At 69.4% G+C, this 15,497-nt stretch carries 23 protein-coding genes; 16 read left to right on the forward strand and 7 right to left on the reverse strand.

What is annotated here, in order from left to right:
- The 13 genes from AC27L4_RS32745 to AC27L4_RS32805 all read left to right on the forward strand — a co-directional run bounded on the left by AC27L4_RS32745 (position 1) and on the right by AC27L4_RS32805 (position 11,706).
- Positions 1-561, forward strand: a complete 561-nt coding sequence (locus AC27L4_RS32745) for a hypothetical protein (protein ID WP_487146904.1) — start codon at positions 1-3, stop codon at positions 559-561.
- The gene (locus AC27L4_RS32750; protein WP_487146906.1) at positions 558-965 is read left to right on the forward strand and encodes a DUF6950 family protein; all 408 of its coding nucleotides are present in this window, start codon (positions 558-560) and stop codon (positions 963-965) included. Before AC27L4_RS32745 ends, AC27L4_RS32750 begins: the two co-directional genes overlap by 4 nt.
- Positions 953-3,175: a phage tail protein gene (locus AC27L4_RS32755; protein ID WP_487146907.1), complete on the forward strand. Its 2,223-nt coding sequence runs from the start codon at positions 953-955 to the stop codon at positions 3,173-3,175. Before AC27L4_RS32750 ends, AC27L4_RS32755 begins: the two co-directional genes overlap by 13 nt.
- A complete protein-coding gene (locus tag AC27L4_RS32760) occupies positions 3,172-4,104 on the forward strand; it encodes a glycine-rich domain-containing protein (RefSeq protein ID WP_487146908.1) in 933 nt (310 codons plus the stop codon). The genes AC27L4_RS32755 and AC27L4_RS32760 overlap by 4 nt, the downstream gene beginning before the upstream one ends.
- Before the next feature lies 1 nt (position 4,105).
- Positions 4,106-4,780 (forward strand): hypothetical protein, encoded by a 675-nt coding sequence (locus AC27L4_RS32765; protein WP_487146909.1) that lies wholly within the window; start codon positions 4,106-4,108, stop codon positions 4,778-4,780.
- A gap of 63 nt (positions 4,781-4,843) precedes the next feature.
- Positions 4,844-6,727 (forward strand): aldose epimerase family protein, encoded by a 1,884-nt coding sequence (locus AC27L4_RS32770; RefSeq protein WP_487146910.1) that lies wholly within the window; start codon positions 4,844-4,846, stop codon positions 6,725-6,727.
- A 2-nt stretch (positions 6,728-6,729) separates the two neighbouring features.
- On the forward strand, positions 6,730-8,388 hold the full coding sequence (locus AC27L4_RS32775) for an FAD-dependent oxidoreductase (RefSeq protein WP_487144512.1): 1,659 nt from the start codon (positions 6,730-6,732) through the stop codon (positions 8,386-8,388).
- A gap of 10 nt (positions 8,389-8,398) precedes the next feature.
- A complete protein-coding gene (locus AC27L4_RS32780; protein ID WP_487144513.1) occupies positions 8,399-8,947 on the forward strand; it encodes a hypothetical protein in 549 nt (182 codons plus the stop codon).
- A gap of 14 nt (positions 8,948-8,961) precedes the next feature.
- On the forward strand, positions 8,962-9,504 hold the full coding sequence (locus AC27L4_RS32785) for a hypothetical protein (protein ID WP_487144514.1): 543 nt from the start codon (positions 8,962-8,964) through the stop codon (positions 9,502-9,504).
- Between the two features lie 190 nt (positions 9,505-9,694).
- Positions 9,695-10,426 (forward strand): peptidoglycan-binding protein, encoded by a 732-nt coding sequence (locus tag AC27L4_RS32790; RefSeq protein WP_487144515.1) that lies wholly within the window; start codon positions 9,695-9,697, stop codon positions 10,424-10,426.
- Positions 10,427-10,475: 49 nt separating this feature from the next.
- Entirely contained in the window at positions 10,476-10,892 is a 417-nt protein-coding gene (locus tag AC27L4_RS32795) for a hypothetical protein (protein WP_487144516.1), read from the forward strand.
- A 74-nt stretch (positions 10,893-10,966) separates the two neighbouring features.
- Positions 10,967-11,149: a hypothetical protein gene (locus AC27L4_RS32800; RefSeq protein WP_487144517.1), complete on the forward strand. Its 183-nt coding sequence runs from the start codon at positions 10,967-10,969 to the stop codon at positions 11,147-11,149.
- Between the two features lie 59 nt (positions 11,150-11,208).
- Complete coding sequence (locus AC27L4_RS32805; protein WP_487144518.1) at positions 11,209-11,706, forward strand: hypothetical protein; 498 nt, start codon at positions 11,209-11,211, stop codon at positions 11,704-11,706.
- 21 nt (positions 11,707-11,727) lie between these two features.
- On the opposite strand, the gene AC27L4_RS32810 is transcribed toward AC27L4_RS32805, so the two are convergent.
- The 3 genes from AC27L4_RS32810 to AC27L4_RS32820 all read right to left on the reverse strand — a co-directional run bounded on the left by AC27L4_RS32810 (position 11,728) and on the right by AC27L4_RS32820 (position 12,710).
- A complete protein-coding gene (locus AC27L4_RS32810; protein ID WP_487144519.1) occupies positions 11,728-12,051 on the reverse strand; it encodes a hypothetical protein in 324 nt (107 codons plus the stop codon).
- A 90-nt stretch (positions 12,052-12,141) separates the two neighbouring features.
- Entirely contained in the window at positions 12,142-12,459 is a 318-nt protein-coding gene (locus tag AC27L4_RS32815; RefSeq protein ID WP_487144520.1) for a hypothetical protein, read from the reverse strand.
- Positions 12,456-12,710, reverse strand: a complete 255-nt coding sequence (locus tag AC27L4_RS32820; protein WP_487144521.1) for a hypothetical protein — start codon at positions 12,708-12,710, stop codon at positions 12,456-12,458. The genes AC27L4_RS32815 and AC27L4_RS32820 overlap by 4 nt, the downstream gene beginning before the upstream one ends.
- Before the next feature lie 117 nt (positions 12,711-12,827).
- On the opposite strand from AC27L4_RS32820, the gene AC27L4_RS32825 reads away from it, so the two are divergent.
- From AC27L4_RS32825 to AC27L4_RS32835, 3 genes are read left to right on the forward strand one after another with little or no spacing between them, the layout of a single operon-like run.
- Positions 12,828-13,091: a hypothetical protein gene (locus AC27L4_RS32825; protein WP_487144522.1), complete on the forward strand. Its 264-nt coding sequence runs from the start codon at positions 12,828-12,830 to the stop codon at positions 13,089-13,091.
- Positions 13,092-13,149: 58 nt separating this feature from the next.
- Positions 13,150-13,800 (forward strand): SOS response-associated peptidase, encoded by a 651-nt coding sequence (locus AC27L4_RS32830; protein WP_487144523.1) that lies wholly within the window; start codon positions 13,150-13,152, stop codon positions 13,798-13,800.
- Between the two features lie 12 nt (positions 13,801-13,812).
- The gene (locus AC27L4_RS32835; protein ID WP_487144524.1) at positions 13,813-14,043 is read left to right on the forward strand and encodes a hypothetical protein; all 231 of its coding nucleotides are present in this window, start codon (positions 13,813-13,815) and stop codon (positions 14,041-14,043) included.
- On the opposite strand, the gene AC27L4_RS32840 is transcribed toward AC27L4_RS32835, so the two are convergent.
- The 4 genes from AC27L4_RS32840 to AC27L4_RS32855 are packed head-to-tail and all read right to left on the reverse strand — an operon-like array spanning position 14,033 to position 15,262.
- Entirely contained in the window at positions 14,033-14,272 is a 240-nt protein-coding gene (locus AC27L4_RS32840) for a helix-turn-helix domain-containing protein (protein ID WP_487144525.1), read from the reverse strand. The genes AC27L4_RS32835 and AC27L4_RS32840 overlap by 11 nt on opposite strands.
- 2 nt (positions 14,273-14,274) lie before the next feature.
- Positions 14,275-14,694: a hypothetical protein gene (locus AC27L4_RS32845; protein WP_487144526.1), complete on the reverse strand. Its 420-nt coding sequence runs from the start codon at positions 14,692-14,694 to the stop codon at positions 14,275-14,277.
- On the reverse strand, positions 14,678-14,995 hold the full coding sequence (locus tag AC27L4_RS32850) for a hypothetical protein (protein ID WP_487144527.1): 318 nt from the start codon (positions 14,993-14,995) through the stop codon (positions 14,678-14,680). The genes AC27L4_RS32845 and AC27L4_RS32850 overlap by 17 nt, the downstream gene beginning before the upstream one ends.
- A 9-nt stretch (positions 14,996-15,004) precedes the next feature.
- Positions 15,005-15,262, reverse strand: coding sequence for a hypothetical protein (locus AC27L4_RS32855; RefSeq protein ID WP_487144528.1), 258 nt, complete (start codon positions 15,260-15,262; stop codon positions 15,005-15,007).
- Between the last annotated feature and the right edge of the window lie 235 nt (positions 15,263-15,497).

The following is a 15,497-nucleotide window of genomic DNA, read 5'->3' on the forward strand; positions in this document are numbered from 1 at the left end:
ATGACGCCCGACGAGATGCTGGCGCAGCGCGTCGTCCGCGAGGCGATGCTGATGAAGCTCGACTTCGCCTCCGGCGCCGAATGGATCTGGACCGGCCGCGGCGACCTCGTCGTCGCCGGCCGCACCTGGCAGGGCGTCGGCGACGTCGTCGAGGTCGCCGGCCTGCAATCCTCGGCCGGCTACGCCGCCCATCCGCTCGACGTCACCCTGTCCGGCGTCAATCCGCGGCTGCTTGCCTACGCCCAGGACGAGAACGAGTACAAGAACCGCGACTTCGTGCTGTGGGAATGCCTGTTCGACGAGGCCTACCAGCCGCACGAGCCGCTGCTGTTCCGCTATGCCGGCTGGATGGACCTCCTGTCGATCTCCAAGCCGGACGACCGGACTCGCACCGTCAAGCTGACCGTCGAGAGCCTCTGGGCCGATCGCGGCCAGGCCTCCTACGGCACCTATTCCGCCGCCGACCAGAACCGCCGCTACCCCGACGACCGCGGCATGGACTTCCAGGCCGAGGTCGTGCTCGGCGTCAACAACCTCTGGCCCTACATCAAGCACTCATGACCGACCCGACGGACTATCTCGCCCGCTCGGCGTCGGCCCCCTTCGCCTTCGGCACGCTCGACTGCGGCTTCTGGGTCGGCGCCTGGGCGCAGGCCTGCTGCGGCGTCGACCCCGCCGCCGCCATGCGCGGCCGCTACCGCACCGGCCGCGGCTGCCTGCGGGCGCTGCGCCGCGAGGGCGGCCTGCCGGCGCTGGCGACCCGGCTGATGCGCGAGCACGGCTTCCCCGAGCTCGCCGCGCCGGAGCCCGGCGCCATCGGCCTGCTCGACCTCGAGGAGGCCGGCGCCACCCTCGGCATCTGCGCCGCCACCGGGCGCTGGGTCTGCAAGGGCGCGCCCGCCGGCATCGTCTTCCCGCCGGTGCGCGCCGTCCTCGCCATCTGGAGCCCGCGATGCCGCCGCTGATCGCCGCCGCCGTCGCCGCGGCCGTGCCTGTGCTCGGCACCACGGGCATCGGCGTCGCCGGCACCGCCAGCTTCGTCTCCTGGGCGACGATCGCCGGCAACCTCCTGGCCACGGCCGCCAGCGTCGGCCTGCAATACGCCCTCGCCGACAAGCAGCCCAAGCAGCATGTCCGCACCCTGGTGCGCTTCGCCGACGCGCCGCGCTTCACCGCCTATGGCCGGGTGCAGGTCGAGGGCGTGTGCCTGTTCTATCGGGCCGTGCCGCCTGGGGCGCTGATGTGGATCATCCAGGCCCTCGGCCATGGCGAGATCGACGGTTTCGAGGCGATCATCCTCAACGGCAAGGAGGTGACGGTCGACGGGCCGGGCGGCTACGTCAACACCGACCCGTACAATTCCGGCGACTTCGCCGGCAAGTCGACCCGTGCCCGGGTCTGGATGAAGACCGGCGCCGTCGACCAGGCCTCGTTCATCGACGATCCCGCCGCCGAGGTCTGGCCCTGGATCGTCGGCACCTGGACCTCGGCCCATCGCCTGCGCGGCGTGCCCTACGCGGTGATGGCCTTTAACGACTGCGACGACGTCAAGCGCCAGTCGCGGATCTTCCCGCAGGGCGTGCCCTCCGGCAAGTTCCGCATGCGCGCGACGCTGTGCTGGGACCCGCGCGACCCGGCGCAGTCCTTCGCCGACCCGGCGACCTGGCTGTTCACCCGCAACCCCGCGCTGATCCGCATCCACTACCTCACCAAGCCGGTGATCGACGGCGGCATGGCCATCCCGCTGTCCTGGATCGACTTGCCGAGTCATGTCGAGGCCGCGGACGACTGCGACGAGCCGGTCGCGCTGAAGAACGGCGGCGTCGCGCCGCGCTACCGCTTCGACGGCACCCAGGAGTTCGACAAGAAGAGCGCCGACTTCCTGGCCAACATCGATGCGGTCTGCGATGGCCAGAACTATTGGACCGAGGACGGCAAGATCGGCTACCGCATCGGCAAGCCTCGCCCGGTGCCGCCGCAGCTGACGTTCTCGACCGAGGACGGCTCGATCCTGACCTATTCGGACATCCGCCAGGGCAGCAGCCGGCTCGCCGCCTTCAACGAGGTGGCGCTGAAGTTCACCTCGCCCGATCACCAGTTCCAGCTGGTGCCCTGCCAGAACTGGAAGGAGGCGGCCTGGACGGCCCGCGACGGCCGCGACCGCGTGCAGCCGCTCGCCCTGCCGGAGGTACAGACCTTCAGCCAGATCAGGCGCCTCGGCAAGATCTTCACCCGCAAGGCCAATCCGCGCCACCAGGGTGTCTTCCGCACCGACCTGCGCGGCAAGCGCGCCTGGTACGCCCCGGTGATCCGCGTCGTCATCCCGGAGGCCGGCGTCGACACCGCCGCCGAGGTCCTGTCGATCCGGCCGGTCAAGGGCAAGCCGAACGTCGATATCGAGTTCAAGTCGGTCGACGCCGACACCTGGTCGTGGGACGCCGTGCTCGAGGAGGGCGAGCCGCCGGCGCCGATCCCGGTCGGTAGCGACGATCCGATCGTCGAGGCGCCGACCGATGTCGAGTACACCGTCGGCGACGGGCCGCGCATCGTCGCGGCGGCCGACCAGCGGCCCTTCGACACCGGCGTGCTGTCGATCCGCTGGCGCCCGGCCGGCGCCGCCGACTGGGCCGGCGAGAAGCAGGGCGCCGACAACCACGCCGAGACCGACGCGACCCTGACGGTCGGCGCGAGCTACGACGTCTCCGTGCGCTGGACGGTCGACACCGCGCAGACGAAGGCGCGCCAATCGGTGTGGAGCGACCCGGTCACGGTCGTCGCCACGGTCGACGCCACGCCGCCGACCCCGCCGACCGGCCTGTCGGCGCAGGTCGCCAGCGGCATCGTCATGCTGACCTGGACCAATTCGACCGCGGCCAACGTCGTGCGCCACGCGGTCTATCGCGCCAATGTCGTCTCGCCCGGCAATGCCCTGCTGCTCAACGAGCGCTGGGGCAGCCGCGGCGAGGCCATGGCCTACAACGATTCCGGCATGACGCAGGGGGTCCACCTCTACTTCATCCGCGCCTTCACCGCCGACGGCGCCTTCGCCGACGGCGAGGCGATCACCGTCGACACCACGGTCGGCGGCGGCACCAAGAACATACTCGGCATCGGCGCGGGCAGCCTGCTCGGAGCCGGCGGCGGCAATTATCTGGGATGGGGGCCTGTGGCATGAGCGGCGAGGTCAAGCGTTTTCCCGACCTGGCGGCGGCCGCCGCCGAGGCCGACACCGACCTGCTGGCGCTCAAGCAGTCCGCCGCCAACCCGGACGCCGAGCCGCGGAAATGGTCGCTGGCGGCGCTGTGGGCCTGGATGCTCGCCAAGATCACGGCCAACGCGGCTGCGGTTCGCACGGCGACCGGCGCCGCTCCGATCGCCAGTCCGACCTTCACCGGCACGCCGGCTGCGCCGACGCCGGCGCTCGGCAACAGCTCGACGCTGATCGCCACCATGGCGGCCGTGCAAGCCAACGCTCCGTTCAAGAACGTCGCGCTGCTGACGGCCTCGTCCGGCACCTGGACGCCGCCGGCCAACGTCACCCGCATCCGCGCCATCGGCATCGGCGCGGGCGGCGGCGGTGGCGGCGTCGGCAACACGGCGGCGGCCACGGCCTCGTCCGGCGCCGGCGGCGTACGCTCGACCTTCGTCATGGCGGTCACCCCGGGCGTCGCGATCAACTACACCTGCGGCGCCGCGGGCTCCGGCGGCGCCGCCGGCAACAACCCCGGCACCGACGGCGGCGACAGCACCTTCGGCGCCGCCACGGTGCCGGGCGGCAAGGGCGGCAATGCCAGCGCCAGCGGCAACGCGACCTCGCCCAACTCGACGGCCGTGCTCGACGCGCAGGCGCTCGCCATGATCAACATCCCGACCGCCGGCTTCTTCGTCGAGGACTACACGACCGGCAGCGTCGGGGTCGGTTCGGCCGGCGTCGGCGGCAGGGCCCGCGCCGCGGTCTACGGCACCCCGGGTGTCGGCGGCACCAACGGCGCCGGCGGCAACGCAGACGGCTACGGCGCGGGCGGCGGCGGCGCGGGCTCGACCAGCGCGAACAACTTCGCCGGCGGCAACGGCTCGCCCGGTTGCTGGATCATCGAATACTGACATGACCCCGATCACCTGGCCGAAGGACCTGCTCGAGCCGGAGCGGGCGCGCTTCATCATGAAGAACGGCTCCATGGCCGGCGGGCGGGCGGAGAACGCATCCGAGCAGATCGTCGTCAGCCCGTCGCCCTATTGGGGCCTGTCGATCGAGGATATCGGCATCTACACCCGGCCGCAGGTGCTGGCGTTCCGCGCCATCATCGCCGGCCTCAGCGGCATGGCCGGGGTGCTGGCCATGCCGACCTGGGACGATCCGCACCAGCCCGCCGGCGGTCGCCGGCGCCGCCCCTGGGGCGGCGGCGAGACCTGGGGCGCGGGCGAGCTCTGGGACATGGGCGCCACCGACGTGGTCGTCGCCGCCGACGCGCCGCACCGCTCGGTCACCGTCGACATGGCCTGGACCGGCCCGGCGCCCGAGGCGGGGCAATACTGCCAGATCGGCCTCGGCTTCCACATCATCAGCGCGGCCGCGCCTCTGGGCGATGGCTCGGCGCGCATGACCCTCTGGCCGCCGCTGCGGGCGCCGGCGGTCGCGGGCGACCATGTCGAGATGGACGATCCGCGTTGCCTGATGCGCCTGGAGACCGACGAGGAGGGCGCGCTGGCGCTCGAGGCCGCCAGCCATGGCGTCTCGCCGTCGCTGCGCCTGGTCGAGTCGATCCTTTCCGGCGGCTGAGCCTCCGCCCCGACCGCCGCCCGCCGTGGCGGCGATTTCCTGCTGCAACGAAGCGAGCCGTGCATGGGCATCATTTCCGACAAGGGGCGCTACTGGCTGCGCAAATACTTCCTCGACGGGGTCGCCGCGAGCGGCCTCAACGATCCGAGGAAGGAGGACGGTGTCCCGTTCGTCGACGCGGTCCAGGACGAGATCGACGCGCTGAAGGCGCTCGGCGCGACCGGCGCCAAATGGAAGACCGAGGTGCGGGTCGCCGTCGCCGGCGCCGTCGCCCCGGCCGCCCTGGTGCCGGGCGCCACCTTCGACGGCGTGGTGCTGGCGGCCGGCGACCGGGCCGGCCTCGTCTCCAATCCGTCGGGGGCGCTCAACGGCCTCTATGTCGTCCAGGCCGCAGGCGCGGCGACCCGCGCCCCGGACGCCGCGACCGGCGCCGACCTGCTGGCCGCCGCCTTCTATGTTCGCGAGGGCACGGTCAATGGCGGCAAGCAATATATCTGCTCGACGCCCGGGCCGATCGTCGTCGGCACCACGCCGCTGACGTGGACCCTGATGTCCGACCAGGTGGCGGTCAAGGCCAGCATTGCCGCCCTGACGGCGCGGGTCGACCCTGGCCTGGTCTACGGCCCCGCGGCGACCACCGGCACCGCTTCGGCGTACGCCTTCACGGTCGCCGGCATGCCGGTGCTCACCAACGGCATGACCATCGCCTTCGTCGCGCATCTGCAGAGCGCGGCGGGCGCCACCCTCACGACGCCGGAACGCGTGGCTTTGTCGCTGCCGCCCCTCGTCCTGGCCAATGCGGCCGGCGAGGACCTCGGCGACGGCGCCTGCCTCGCCGACCGCGTCTACCTCGCCCAGGTCTGGGGCAACAAGCTGCGCGTGCACACTGGAGACGACGGCGCCATGGCGGTCAAACTCACCCCGTTCCCGATCAAGGGCACCGTCGGCCCGGCCGGCGCCGAGATCCTGCCGGCGAGCGACACGGTCAAGGCCGTCCAGATCGCCAATTCCTCGGACGCCAACATGCGGTTCGGCATCGGTTTTGCGCCGGAGGTCAGCGGCTATGGCTACCCGCTCGGCCCCGGCGACAGCTGGGCCTCGGACATCACGCCCGGCCTGGCGATCAACCTCGTCGCCGACGCCGAAGGGTCGAAGTACACCGCCAACATCTGGACCACGAACGGCCGCAACCCGATCGCCGACAAGGCCTTCGACGCGCTGCTGGCGCGCAACGGCACCGTGCTTCCGACACCGTGGCTCGACCCTTACCGGACCTTCTTCTCCGAGACGATGCCTCTCTGGCAGCTCTGCAAGGTGTGGGGCATGCTCATCGGGCCGGACAACGCCCTCGCCTTCGAAAACTGGGCGGCGGCGACGCCGGCCTTCACGCCCTACAACAGCCCGGCGCGGGACGCCAAGCGGGGCCTGCTGTTCGTGTCGGCGTCGTCGCAATATGTCGACACCCATGTGAGCCAGGGCGACCTGCCGGCCAACAACATCGCCATCGGCGTCTGCTCGACCGAGACGGCCGCCAAGGGCGCGGCGCCGCAATGGGACCTGTCCAACCAGGTCAATGCCATCGACACCCTCCGCAATGCCGGCATGGTCTGCCGGGCGGCGACGACCGGCTCCGACACGGTGGCCGACAACACCCTGCCGGGCCGCGGCGGCGTCATGGGCTGGGCTCGCGCGTCGAACACGGCCTATCGCGCCCATGCCGGGACGCAGGCCTATCCGCTGACCCGCAACGGCACCACGACCACGGCTTACCCCTTCCTGTTCGGTTGCGACGCCGCGGCGCTGACGGGGGCGCCGGTCGCCGGCACCTATATCAACGGCTACCGCGACCTCTTCTTCGTCGGTCCGGCCGACGTCTTCGGCGATGCCGGCTTCACGGCCATCCGCGTCGCCCGGGCCAAGTTCCTTGCTGCGATTGCGAGCCTCTGATCATGCCGACCCATGATGTGATCGTTACCGGCGGCACCTCGCAGGGTGCGATCGCCGCCGAGAGCCTGGCCCGCGACGGACTCGACGTCGGCGTCATCGAGCCGTCGCCGCATCGCGGCGGCGAGACCACGGGCGGTCTCGGCATCGGCGACTGGCCGGGCAGCCCGAGCGGCGTCGGCGGCATCGCCAAGGAGCTGGCGCTGGCGATCAGCAACGAGAGCCTGGCCTCCGGCTGGGTGCCGCCCGGATCCGGCTGGACCTGGCCGCGCAATTTCGAGGCCGCCGCCGCCCAGCGCGCGCTGGACACCGTGTGCCCGACGTCCAATCCCAAGGTGACGTACTATTTCAACAGCTACATCCAATCGGTTTCGGCGCAGCAGCTGTCGGATCGGCGCCGCATCACCGGCGTGGTGCTGCAGTCGGTGCAGCGCGACCCGCTGACCAAGAAATGGATCGGCACGACGCGCAACGCGCAGACGCTTGTGGCGCGCAAGGGCATCATCGAGTGCGAATGGCTCGGTGACGCGATGCGCCTCGCCGGCGTGCCGCGCGGCTTCGGCCGCGAGCCGGCCAGGCGCCACAACGAGCCGATCGGCCTCGCCGGGTTCAATTTCGCCTCGCGGGTCGCCAAGACCTATCGATCGGTCGACAGCCGGGGCAACATCGCGCCCTATCGCAGCATGCCGCCTTACTCCCCGGACGGCGTCATCGACGAGCGGATGCAGGGGCGCGGCGACCTCCGGCCCATGGCGATGGGCTACCGGCTGATGCTGTCGACGGCGCCCGACCGGGTCCCGTGGGACACCGTCAAGACCCAGGCCATCGCGGCCGGCATCTTCCGGCGCGAGGACTGGGGCGCCTGGATCGAGGAGATCAACCGTGAGGGCTACGGCAACATCGACCTCGGCGGCACCGGCATCACCGCGCGCCGCAGCGTGCCCTCGGCGCAGGGATCGCCGGATCCCGGCCTGCCGCTGCTGTCCACCAACGGCATGGACGTGATCGACGGCAGCGCGTGGGAATACATGATCGCCAGCTATCAGCGCCGGGAGCAGATCGCCTGGGACGTCATGGTCTCGATGCTGTGCCGTCTGATCATCGCGGCGACGGACGCGAGCGTCCCGCAGGCTCTCAAGGACAACATGGCCCTCTACGGCCTGTGCCCCAACCAGTTCCAGACCGACTATATCGGCGTGCCGGGCTGGTCGCCCTGGCTCTATGTGCGCGAGTGGCCGCGGCTGATCACCGACACGATGATCGACGCGAACTATTCGCTCAACAACGCGCCCTGCGACGATCCGATCGTCCGCAACTACTACTACCACGACAGCCACTCGTCGGAAGAATACCCGCTGCCCGACCTGACCTCCGTCCGGGAGGGCAGGCCGGCCGAGGAATTCGAGTATTCGACCCCCTGGTCGCAGTCCTTCCGCTCGATCAAGCCGAACCGCCGCATTGCCGCGAACATGTATTGCCCGATCGCGCCCGCGATCACGCATGCCTCGCAGATGAGCCAGCGCATCGCCTGGAACATGATGATGGCGGCGGAGGCGGCCGCCAAGGCGATGAAGATCGCCGCCGACCGCGGCATCGATCCCTGCGACGTGCCCTACGACGAGCTGGTCAAGCGCCTGCTCGCCGCCGGCATCCCGATCAAGTGAGGAGGCCTCCATGGGCATGTCATTCAGCCGCCGCGGCGGCGCGTCCAGCCTGCCGCGCGTCATCGGCAACGGCATCGTCGTGCATGCCGACGGCCAGCTCTTCGGCCGCAGCATCTACGGCATCGGCGGCCAGCGTATCGATCGCGGCGACGGCATCGACGGGGATATCGCCATCCATGCGACGCCGGGCGGCCGCCTGCTCGGCAAGGGCGTCGGGCTCGACGGCGCCAGCTCGGCCGAGCAGGTCATCCCGATCTTCGGCGGCGTCACGCGGTTCTCGATCACGATGGTGCGGTTCGCGAATGCGCGCGGCGCGCCGGATGACGACATGGCCGCCGGCATCAGGACCCTGCCGGCCGGCAACGGTCTCGTCGTGGTGGCGGCGACGCAGAAGTTCGACGGCTTGACGGACATCTGGAAGGAAGTGCGCGTGCCGGTCGCCCTCGGCGACGTTTCGGCGGTGCCGTACTTCTACCTCCAGATGGCGACCGTCAACACGACGCCGATCACGTTCGACGTCTACATCCATGGCGACGTCCTCGAACAGGAACTCGCCTGACCAGGGAGGGCCTCATGGCCACATCTGTCCAGATCATCCTGTCGGCCGAGAGCCGTCGCCGCGCCATCGCCTGGGTCCAGGTTGCAGCCATGACCGACGGCGCGCCGGTCTGGGGGCCTCCCATGCCGCCGGCCGAGGCGGCGCTTCTCGAGCCCGACGACGGCTACAGCCTGCCGATGGCGGCCGGCGCCAGCCGGATCGTCGTCATGGCCGGCCCGGCGATCGGCGACGAGGCCGCGGCCGGCACCGATGTCTCGATCGACGTCATCCTGCCAGTCGGCAGCCACAGCACCATCGTCGCCTATGAGCAGGCCTATCCGGGGCCGGATGGCGCCTGGCTGCCGGACGCGCCGCCGGCCGGCTCCGCCGAGTGGTGGGCCGGGGACCGCTGCACCGTCACGGCCCGGGCCGGTGTCGCGCGCATCGTCGTCGAGGAGACGCGCGACGTGATCGCGGCGCCGCCGCAGCAGGAAACGCCGGAGCCGGAAACGCCCACGGATGAGGAGGAGGCGGCCCGGCTGGCCTGGCACCGCGAGCAGCAGGCACTGCTGCAGTAGCGCGCCCGGCAGACCGTTCGATCACGAGCCGCCTTCGGGCGGCTTTCTTTATGGGACGCCCACGTGGCGGAGCCGGGATGCTTGTGGGCGCTCACACCCCGGCTCCGCGCCGCAGATCGAGCCGATCCGCTGCCGAGCGGGATCATCGCAACCCATCACCCTTCGTCCATCACCCATTTGGGGGATATGTATGACAACTACGCTCGACATTCAGACGAGATTGAAGGCGCTCGGTTTCAACTCCGGCCTGCTCGACGGTAAGCCCGGCCCCAAGACGGAAGCGGCCATCCGCATGTTCCAGGCCGCGAGGGCGCTGACGGTCGACGGGATCGCCGGGCCGAAGACGCTGGCGGCGCTGTTCCCGGCGATGGGCGCACCCGGGCCGAAGCCTGCTGCCGCGACCGGCGTCGTGCCGGGCGCCTGGATGCCGGCCGCCCTGATGCAGCGGATCATCGTCCACTGGACGGCCGGGGCTCACAAGGCGTCCGGCCTCGATCGGTCGCACTATCACATCCTGGTCGAGGGCGACGGCACGCTGGTGCGCGGCACGCCGTCGATCGACCTCAATGAGGCGCCGCTGCGCCAGGGCTATGCCGCCCACACGCTCGGCTGCAACGGCGGCTCGATCGGCGTCTCGCTCTGCTGCATGGCCGGCGCCGTCGAGAACCCATTCTCTGCCGGCCCGGCGCCGATGACGCGCATGCAATGGGACCAGCTGCCGCTGGTCGTCGCCGACCTCTGCCGGCGCTATCTCATTCCGGTGCTGCCGCGGACGGTGCTGTCCCATGCCGAAGTGCAGGAAACGCTCGGCATCAAGCAGCGCGGCAAGTGGGACATCAGCCGCCTGCCGTTCGACGCCGGCACGCAGGGCGCCCGCGCCTGTGGCGACCGGCTGCGCGCCGCGGTCATCGCTGCTCTCTGATCCCGCGCCCGGCCGGCCGCCGGGCACCCCCCCATAGAGGAAGAGCGACATGCGTGACGAACGGGCAATGGAAGAGATCAGAAACACAGACATCCCGCGCCGCTGCAACATCCACGAGTTCACGGCGGCCGAGCTGGCGATCCGCGAGGCGGTGCTCGCTGTCGAGAAGGCCGGCGCCCATCCGCTGCTGACCGATGCCGTCAATCTGTTGGCGCAGGCGCAGAACAAGGTCGCCGACTTCGTCGATGGCGTGTCTCCTGCCGTGCCGCCGTCCGGCTCTGATCGCATGCTTCAGTGGTTCGCCTATCAGCACTTGCCCGGCCACCTCCAGAAGGTGTCCCGCCCGTTCGGGGAGCTCGCCCAGGAGATCGTGGACACCTTGCCGCAGAACGCGGAGCGGACAGTCGCCCTCCGCAAGCTCCTCGAGGCGAAGGACTGTGCCGTCCGGGCTCTGATCGAGAAGTGATCGAGCCGTCAAGCGATCCTTGACACCTCCGCGCCCGGCCGGTTGCCTGGCATCCTCTACTACAGGACATCGCCATGAACACCACTTCCGCCAAGGCCTGGGCGGCGCTGATCACGGCTGCCGCCGGCGTCGCCGCGCTCTACGGCGTCAAGGTGACGCTGCCGGACGATACGACGCTGACCACGGTCATCACTCTCATCATGCCGCTCGTGACTGCCGGCATCACCTGGATGGTGCCCAACAAGCCGAAGGCCTGAACTTCGACGGCATTGCCTCTCTGGACTGGGAATACATCATGTCGAGCGGAGACCCCGCCATGAACCTCTCATCCTTGTTTACGCTGCAGAACATTATCGCCGTCGGGACGATCGGTGTCGTCGTGGTCGCCGGCTGGACCCGCTTTCAGTCGACAGACGAAGCGATGCGGGTGCGCTTCGACGTTGACGAGGCGCGGCAGGAGGCCCGCTGGCGCGACCTGGACAAGCGCATGGATGGCGCCGCCACGGCGGTCGCGGCCCGCTTCGCGGCGGTGGAAACCAAGGCAGCCCCGATCGAAAATCTCGGCTTTCGCGTCGGAGCCGTCGAGGGCTCGATCGCCGCGCTCAATGCCAGGGTCGACCGGGTGGCGGACACGATGAAGGACGGCTTCGACCGGCTGTCGGGCGGCATGGCGGCGATGACGACCCGGATCGAGGTGCTTAATGAGACGCTCAAGCGCCTCGCGCCGCCGCCGCCCGCGAGCGCGCCCTATGCGCCGGGCAAGCGGACGCTGATGCAGCGGGCCGAGCGGGACTTCCCTCCGGCCGATCCGTAGGGCGCGACGACACGTCCACAATCAAAGGGCGGCGATCGTCACGCCCGGGCAGGCATGCTTGCGCCAATAGGTCGTACTCGTGCCGATCCTGGCGTGCCGCTCATCCAGCGCCTTCACCGGCTTGCCGCGCAGCAGCCAGATGAGGCCCATGCGGTCGTAGCGCGCGAGCGGCGCGACCGCGTCGAGCCCGAACAGCTCCTCGACGGTCCATCCGCCTGCCGCGGCCCTTTCGCCCCAGTCTGCCAGGAATTCCGTCGCATCGTCGACGGCCTGTCGCCAGCGGCTCGGCATATCGACCGGATCGGATTTGCGCAGGAGCGCGAGGGCGTCGACATAGTGCTGCATGGGGCGGGCGCAGTTGGTTGAAGCCGAATCGATCGCGGCGGAGGTGGACCATAGAGCCCGGCCGGGCCGCGGGACATGGCGGCCATCGCGTCACCCGGGCGCCGGCGGCTCGTCGTCGTCGCGGATCATCGGCGCGTAGAACGGCAGCCGATGATGCTGCTTGGTGCGCCGCAGCCATCGCACCCACGGCTGCGGATCGGGCGACGCATCGATACCGCCGTGCCGGCCGCATGTGCCGCAGCGCTGCGACGCCGCCAGGGCCGGGAGCGGCATCATGTCGTCGCCGGCGATCTCGGCCGGTTCGATCGTCCATGTGGCGTGGCAGCTCGGACAGGACATCCAGACGCCGACGCCGGCCTCGCGCAGCTCGCCCAGCCGAGCCTTTGGTGCGTCCCACCGGTCCCTCACGATCGCACCAGGCGCTTGAGCCTCTCAAACCGGCGCGGGTCCATGTAAGCCCAGGTCTGCGCGCCGCGATGGCCGCAGGCGGTGCAGCGCATGCGCAGGCCGACATCGGCGACCCGGTCACCGACGGAGAGACGCTCCCACGGGATCGTGACGCTGTGCGGACAGGCCGGGCATTGCACCACCAGGTGCTCCCAGCCGGCCTCGCGGGCCTGCCAGACGGTGCGCGGGTCGATCATGTCGATAGGGTCCATGGCATGGATCCTCGCTCCGGCAGGGCAGTCCCGTCAAGAACGAAATGAGAACAAAAAGACTCGACATGGCCCAGAACGACGCATAGCTTCGGGAGCGTCAAGCTGCCGAGGTAACCCATGTGGACACTCAGCCCTGTGGAAGAGCGTCGTCGTGCCAAGGTCCGTGGCGAGGTCGACGACAATGGCCGGACGCTGGCGGAAGCTTATCTGGAAGCGGCCGGCGGAGATTACGACATTGCCCTGCTGAAGATGGCCAAGGTGACCAGCCTGCTGCTGGCCGAGGTCGAGCTCTACCGGTCGGACCGGATGACGCCGCAGCTGCGACGGGCCATGCAGGATCAATACAGGCAGGTCAGCGGCGTGCGCGGTGCCGTTCGCTGAGATGGCGCGCGGCTGCAGGATCCTGTTTGATGGGTTCGGACCGCGACGAGACTGACCCATGTGCAATCTGTACAGCAACACGACGACGCAGGAGGCCATGCGCGCCCTGCGCAAGGCCCTGAAGGACCATCTCGGCAACCAGGATCGGCAGACGGCGATCTTCCCGGACGGCTTGGCGCCGGTGATCCGGCACGGCGCCGATGGCGAGGAGTTGATCCGGATGCGGTGGGGGTTTCCGCCGGTCCAGACCGCTCTCGTCACCAACGTTCGAAATGTCGACTCGAAATTCTGGAAGCCCTGGCTCAAGCCGGCTTACCGCTGCCTCGTTCCGGCAACGTCGTTCTGCGAGTACGACGAGCAAAATGCCAAGCGGCCGACATGGTTCGCCTTGGACGACACGCGCCCGACCTTCTGCTTCGCCGGTATTTGGAGACCGTGGGCCGGAACTCGCGGGACGAAGGCCAAGCCCGCCGAGGGCGAGCATCTGCTCTTCAGCTTCCTCACAACGAAGGCCAACGACATCGTGCGGCCGGTGCACGAAAAAGCGATGCCCGTGATCCTCACCACGCCGGAGGAGCGGGACATCTGGATGACGGCGCCGGAGGAGGATGCACTGCAGCTCCAGCGGCCGCTGCCGAACGACGCGCTCAAGATCGTCGCCACCGGCCGCCGCAGCGACGGCGATGAGGAGCCCGCGCTGCTCCTGTGATAGGGTGCCTGCATGGAGCCGCCGCGCCACGACTGTCACCCCGATCTGGTCATCGACTGCGAGATGATGCTCGAGGCGGAGTTTGCCGCGCTGGCCGAGCGGGCGGAGGCGGCCGGTTGGCCGGCTCATATTGTCGCCGGGGCGCTGGTCGGCCTCGCCCGGGCCCGGCGGCAGATGCTCGCCGCCAATGAGGCGACCGACGCGGCAATCGCCATCGCCGGCCCCGGGCGCACTATCGGGTAACGTGATCCAGTGTCGGCTCGGCCGAGGTGGACGGCGGAAAGGAGAACCGTTCGATCGCCATGATCAGGAGGCGCGGGTACGGGAATCCGCGTCCCTGCACAACACCTTCAAGGGTCCGCTTCGGGACCCCAAGCACGTCGGCCCCGCGCTGGACGGTCAGGTCGACAGCGTCAAGAAAATCCCGGACGATGCCGGCGAGTTCGGCCTTGTCCTCGTCAGTTTGAGGCATCGCTAGCTCCTGAGATAGAGGGTCGGATGGTCTGTTGCATCAGCATCTCCCAGCCACGCCGCTATCGCCCGGTCACGATCCGTCACATGACCATCGACCAGGCATGGAAAGGCTCGCTCGTAGTCCTCGACAGCAAGGAGGGTCAGTGCGCGGCCGGAGCCATCGAGCACAAAGCGCAGCGCGATGAGTTCGTTCGGACCAACTGAGAACCGTTCGCCGTCCTCCGCGGCGAGCAGTGCTGCCGTCAGCTCGTGCACCTGCGCCTCGGCGAGCCTTTCGCCTTCGACGGGGAGTTCGGCCGATGAGACATTTACCGCGCCGACCGCCCGAATAAGGCCGGACAGAAGTGCAGGCGATATGCCACGAGCGCCGTAATGGGTGGCAGGAATGGCGATCCTGCTGCCATCAGTCCGCTTTTTCATCAACGTCTTCCTTATCCGCGTCTGGAGCCGCGATGTCACCGTGCGCCAGACGCCTCAGCATCGCATCCAGCGATGCTTGTGCCTTGCGCTGGTCGATAGAGCGGAGAGAGCCAGTGACGTAGTGGGCCAGCAGGCCCGATGCGCGCACCCGGACCAGCACGCCATCGGCGACATAAAAGCTATCGCGTCGGAGCAGCGCCAGCGGCTCCAGGGTCGCAGGTAGGCCCATGAGTAGGCCGGGAGCCTGCGCCCCGGCGAGCGGGGTGCAGACGATGCGAGCGCGGTTGGGAGATGGGGACATCGTCGCCCCTCAAGCGGCCAGCTGCAGGCGCTGGTCGGCCGCACGGCCGGCGAGGCTCATCACAATCGGCGCGCCGTCATCGCCAGGGACGATGGTGCAGACATAGCCAACCGGGTCGACAATATCGCCGTCGACGATGGCATAGCCGGCGGGGAGGAGATAGGTGCTCACGGCGGCGTCGCCGTCAGCTTCGTGGTCGCCGAGCTGAAAACGATCGGCGACATTGCGGAAGCCGGAGAAATGACGGGTGACGGTGATGGTCCTCATGGGACTGGCCCTGGCCCCTCATTGGCGGGAGGCGCCGCTATCGGCTGCTGCCGACAATCGCAATGTACGCTGTCAGCGTATTATTGGCAAGCGAAAAATACGCTGACGGCGTATTTTGCTGCGAGCCATTTTTGGCGTAGTTCGGCGGTCGATGGTAACCGCATCCCGAGATATCAAGTGGTTACCTTCGACTGAAAATCGCAGTGTCGGTGGTTCGATTCCGCCCCTAGGCACC

The sequence above is a fragment of the Labrys sp. Lb11 genome, assembly GCF_057554225.1.

Bases quoted from the DNA above. Each gene is read 5' to 3' on its own strand.
- AC27L4_RS32760 (WP_487146908.1), top strand. From the start codon at position 3,172: ATGAGCGGCGAGGTCAAGCGTTTTCCCGACCTGGCGGCGGCCGCCGCC.
- AC27L4_RS32795 (WP_487144516.1), top strand. From the start codon at position 10,476: ATGCGTGACGAACGGGCAATGGAAGAGATCAGAAACACAGACATCCCG.
- AC27L4_RS32825 (WP_487144522.1), top strand. From the start codon at position 12,828: ATGTGGACACTCAGCCCTGTGGAAGAGCGTCGTCGTGCCAAGGTCCGT.
- AC27L4_RS32820 (WP_487144521.1), bottom strand. From the start codon at position 12,710: ATGGACCCTATCGACATGATCGACCCGCGCACCGTCTGGCAGGCCCGC.
- AC27L4_RS32755 (WP_487146907.1), top strand. From the start codon at position 953: ATGCCGCCGCTGATCGCCGCCGCCGTCGCCGCGGCCGTGCCTGTGCTC.
- AC27L4_RS32845 (WP_487144526.1), bottom strand. From the start codon at position 14,694: ATGAAAAAGCGGACTGATGGCAGCAGGATCGCCATTCCTGCCACCCAT.
- AC27L4_RS32750 (WP_487146906.1), top strand. From the start codon at position 558: ATGACCGACCCGACGGACTATCTCGCCCGCTCGGCGTCGGCCCCCTTC.
- AC27L4_RS32855 (WP_487144528.1), bottom strand. From the start codon at position 15,262: ATGAGGACCATCACCGTCACCCGTCATTTCTCCGGCTTCCGCAATGTC.
- AC27L4_RS32810 (WP_487144519.1), bottom strand. From the start codon at position 12,051: ATGCAGCACTATGTCGACGCCCTCGCGCTCCTGCGCAAATCCGATCCG.
- AC27L4_RS32765 (WP_487146909.1), top strand. From the start codon at position 4,106: ATGACCCCGATCACCTGGCCGAAGGACCTGCTCGAGCCGGAGCGGGCG.
- AC27L4_RS32780 (WP_487144513.1), top strand. From the start codon at position 8,399: ATGGGCATGTCATTCAGCCGCCGCGGCGGCGCGTCCAGCCTGCCGCGC.
- AC27L4_RS32830 (WP_487144523.1), top strand. From the start codon at position 13,150: ATGTGCAATCTGTACAGCAACACGACGACGCAGGAGGCCATGCGCGCC.
- AC27L4_RS32800 (WP_487144517.1), top strand. From the start codon at position 10,967: ATGAACACCACTTCCGCCAAGGCCTGGGCGGCGCTGATCACGGCTGCC.
- AC27L4_RS32850 (WP_487144527.1), bottom strand. From the start codon at position 14,995: ATGTCCCCATCTCCCAACCGCGCTCGCATCGTCTGCACCCCGCTCGCC.
- AC27L4_RS32775 (WP_487144512.1), top strand. From the start codon at position 6,730: ATGCCGACCCATGATGTGATCGTTACCGGCGGCACCTCGCAGGGTGCG.
- AC27L4_RS32840 (WP_487144525.1), bottom strand. From the start codon at position 14,272: ATGCCTCAAACTGACGAGGACAAGGCCGAACTCGCCGGCATCGTCCGG.
- AC27L4_RS32785 (WP_487144514.1), top strand. From the start codon at position 8,962: ATGGCCACATCTGTCCAGATCATCCTGTCGGCCGAGAGCCGTCGCCGC.
- AC27L4_RS32770 (WP_487146910.1), top strand. From the start codon at position 4,844: ATGGGCATCATTTCCGACAAGGGGCGCTACTGGCTGCGCAAATACTTC.
- AC27L4_RS32790 (WP_487144515.1), top strand. From the start codon at position 9,695: ATGACAACTACGCTCGACATTCAGACGAGATTGAAGGCGCTCGGTTTC.
- AC27L4_RS32835 (WP_487144524.1), top strand. From the start codon at position 13,813: ATGGAGCCGCCGCGCCACGACTGTCACCCCGATCTGGTCATCGACTGC.
- AC27L4_RS32805 (WP_487144518.1), top strand. From the start codon at position 11,209: ATGAACCTCTCATCCTTGTTTACGCTGCAGAACATTATCGCCGTCGGG.
- AC27L4_RS32745 (WP_487146904.1), top strand. From the start codon at position 1: ATGACGCCCGACGAGATGCTGGCGCAGCGCGTCGTCCGCGAGGCGATG.